Source organism: Curtobacterium sp. B18 (assembly GCF_000333375.1).
Lineage (GTDB): Bacteria > Actinomycetota > Actinomycetes > Actinomycetales > Microbacteriaceae > Curtobacterium.
In genome coordinates this window covers 1-3,230 of sequence record NZ_BACZ01000139.1, presented here as the reverse complement: position 1 = coordinate 3,230, position 3,230 = coordinate 1, and the positions used below count along the sequence as shown (strand labels likewise).

General features: G+C 71.5%; 3 protein-coding genes and 1 pseudogene. 2 read left to right on the top strand and 2 right to left on the bottom strand.

The genetic code is table 11. The features are described 5' to 3' along the window. A pseudogene (locus I5E_RS26205) lies at positions 1-114 on the bottom strand (lipoyl synthase); the annotation flags it as partial. Then, positions 111-785, bottom strand: a complete 675-nt coding sequence (gene lipB, locus I5E_RS03850; RefSeq protein WP_022905831.1) for a lipoyl(octanoyl) transferase LipB — start codon at positions 783-785, stop codon at positions 111-113. The gene lipB and the pseudogene I5E_RS26205, both read right to left, overlap by 4 nt. A gap of 135 nt (positions 786-920) precedes the next feature. On the opposite strand from lipB, the gene I5E_RS03845 reads away from it, so the two are divergent. After that, complete coding sequence (locus I5E_RS03845) at positions 921-1,613, top strand: VOC family protein (protein ID WP_022905830.1); 693 nt, start codon at positions 921-923, stop codon at positions 1,611-1,613. 44 nt (positions 1,614-1,657) lie between these two features. After that, on the top strand, positions 1,658-3,208 hold the full coding sequence (gene ffh, locus I5E_RS03840) for a signal recognition particle protein (RefSeq protein ID WP_022905829.1): 1,551 nt from the start codon (positions 1,658-1,660) through the stop codon (positions 3,206-3,208). Positions 3,209-3,230: the final 22 nt, after the last annotated feature.

Below are 3,230 nucleotides of genomic sequence, written 5' to 3'. Positions count from 1 at the left end.
ACGCCGGACCCTGCGTCGCGCGGGTCTTGATCCACTCCGGCTTCGTCTCGATCGGCGTCGCGGCGTCCGGGCCTCGACGCGGAGCATCCGGCGTCCTTCGGGGGCGAGGGTCATACGAGGGTCTCCTGTCGTCGGATGCGGTCGCCGCTGTGCATGCCGTCGACGGCCTCCTGGACCCGGCGCGCGACCCCGGGGGCGAGCTCGTCGACGGTGACCGGTCGGCCCGCGGCGGCGGTCAGCGTGGTGACGCCGGCGTCGGCGATGCCGCACGGGACGATCGCGGCGTACGGCTCGAGGCTGTTCGTGCAGTTGATCGCGATGCCGTGGCTCGTCACGCCCTCGGCGACGTGCAGTCCGATCGCGCCGACCTTGGCGTGCGGGACGCCGGCCGGGCCGGGCACCCAGGCGCCGCTGCGCCCCTCGACCCGCTCGGCGTGCACCCCGACCGACGCAGCGACGTCGACGATGACCTGCTCGAGGTCCCGCACCCAGGCGACGACGTCGAGGGGTGCGGCGAGCCGGACGATCGGGTACGCGACGAGCTGGCCCGGTCCGTGCCAGGTGATCCGGCCGCCGCGGTCCACCTCGACGACGGGGGAGCCGTCGGTCGGCAGGTCGGACGGTTCGGTACGACGCCCGGCTGTGTACACGGACGGGTGCTCGCAGATGACGATCGCCCCGGGGGAGCGGCCGGCGACGACGTCGGCGTGGAGGGACCGCTGCAGTGCGAGTCCCTCGGCGTGGTCCAGCAACCCGGACGGGCGCACGATGTCGAGTTCCGGCATGGGCGCCAGGCTACGACAGTTTCTGTACTCCGTCCAACAACGAGGTGCGTCGGCGGTCGATCTCCCGGAGATGCACGCGACGGACGGGAGTCCGGGGCTTGACCTGAAGCGCGGTTGAGGGTGTCGGGTAGGGCCATGCACATCCGCCAGGTCCAGCTCGCCACCCGCTCCCTCGACGACACCGCCCGCTTCTACGAGCGACTCGGGTGCGCCGTGCTCGCCGACGACGACTCGGTCCGGGTCACCGTCGGAGCGTCGCAGCTCGTCTTCCGGGTGCTCGACGGGATGACCGGAGCGCACCACCTCGCGTTCACGATCCCGACCGGGACGTTCGCGGACGCGAAGCGCCGGGTGGCCGCGGTCGCGACGGTGCTCGGGGCGGACGGTGTCGACGAGTTCGAGGGGCCAGCGGGCTGGGACTCGCGGTCGGTGTACTTCGAGGGGCCCGACCGGCAGCTGCTCGAGCTCATCGAGCGACGAGGACTCCCCGCCGGGGACGCCGCGCCGATCGACGGGCAGGCCGCACCGGCCGACGGGCACCCGGCGCCGCTCGCCCCGCTGCTCGTGTCGGTCAGTGAGGTCGGCATCGCCGTCCCGGACGTCCCCGGGGCGGTCGAGACGCTCAGCCTGCACGGACTCGACCCCTACGCCAACCCGCCGGGGCCCGACTTCGCCCCCGTCGGCGATGTCCACGGGCTGCTCATCCTGGTGTCGCCCGGTCGGCAGTGGTTCCCGACGCTCGACCGGGCCCCGTCGTCGGCTCCGGTGGTGGTCGATCTCGGGCTCGGCGCGACGGTGGAACTCGCCGAGGGCGTCCTCCTGCGGTGAGCGGGCGAGAGCGTCCGGGCGGGGCCTTGTAGAATCGACGGATCATGGCGCAATTCGGTTCACTCTCCGATCGGCTGACCGAGACCTTCCGCAACCTGCGGAGCAAGGGTCGGCTGACTCCGTCCGACGTCGACGGCACCGTCCGCGAGATCCGGCGGGCGCTCCTCGACGCCGACGTCGCGCTCGAGGTCGTCAAGGCGTTCACCGCAGCCGTCCGCGAGCGGGCCCTCTCCGACGAGGTCAACCGCGCGCTGAACCCGGCGCAGCAGGTCGTCCAGATCGTCAACGAGGAACTCGTCGGCATCCTCGGCGGCCAGCAGCGTCGCCTCGAGTTCGCCAAGCGGCCCCCGACGGTCATCATGCTCGCGGGCCTCCAGGGCGCCGGCAAGACCACGCTCGCGGGCAAGCTCGGCAAGTGGCTCAAGAAGGACGGCCACACGCCGATGCTCGTCGCGGCGGACCTCCAGCGTCCGAACGCCGTGCAGCAGCTGCAGGTCGTGGGCGAGCAGGCGGGTGTGCACGTCTTCGCGCCGGAGCCCGGCAACGGCGTCGGCGACCCGGTCAAGGTCGCGAAGAACGCCATCAAGGCCGCCGTCGACCAGCAGTACGACACCGTCATCGTGGACACCGCCGGTCGTCTCGGCGTCGACGCCGAGCTCATGAAGCAGGCCGCGAACATCCGCAAGGCCGTTGACCCCGACGAGGTCCTGTTCGTCATCGACGCGATGATCGGTCAGGACGCGGTCAACACCGCCCGCGCCTTCCAGGAAGGCGTCGACTTCACCGGCGTCGTCCTGTCGAAGCTCGACGGCGACGCCCGCGGTGGTGCGGCGCTGTCGGTCGCCAGCGTGACCGGGCGTCCGATCATGTTCGCCTCCACGGGTGAGGGGCTGGACGACTTCGAGCCGTTCCACCCCGACCGCATGGCGAGCCGGATCCTCGACCTCGGCGACATCCTCTCCCTCATCGAGCAGGCCCAGGGCGCCTTCGACGAGGAAGAAGCGCGCAAGGTCGCCGAGAAGATCGCGAGCGACTCGTTCACGCTCAACGACTTCCTCGAGCAGATGCAGCAGCTCCGCAAGGCCGGTTCGATCAAGGGCATGCTCGGCATGCTCCCCGGCGCCAAGGGCATGCGCGAGGCGCTCGACAACTTCGACGAGCGCGAGATCGTCCGCACCGAGGCGATCATCCAGTCGATGACCCCGCAGGAGCGCGAGCTGCCGAAGCTCCTCAACGGCTCCCGCCGCCTCCGCATCGCCAAGGGTGCTGGCTCCACCGTGACCGAGGTCAACGCCCTCGTGAACCGGTTCGAGCAGGCCGCGAAGATGATGAAGACCGTCGCCCGCGGAGGTGTCCCGCAGATGCCCGGCATGGGGCCGATCCCCGGCATGCACGGCGGCAAGAAGCAGCAGCAGGGCGGCAAGAAGAAGTCCAAGGTCGGCAACCCGGCGAAGCGCGCGGCGCTCGCCGCGGGTGCCGCCGCGGCACCGCAGCAGGCGCCGAAGGGGTCCGGTCTCGGACTCGGCGGCGGCAAGGGCGGCAAGGCGCCGACCGAGGAAGAGCTCGCGTCGCTGCAGAAGTTCCTGGGTCGGTAGCCGACCCCTGACGGACAGGAGG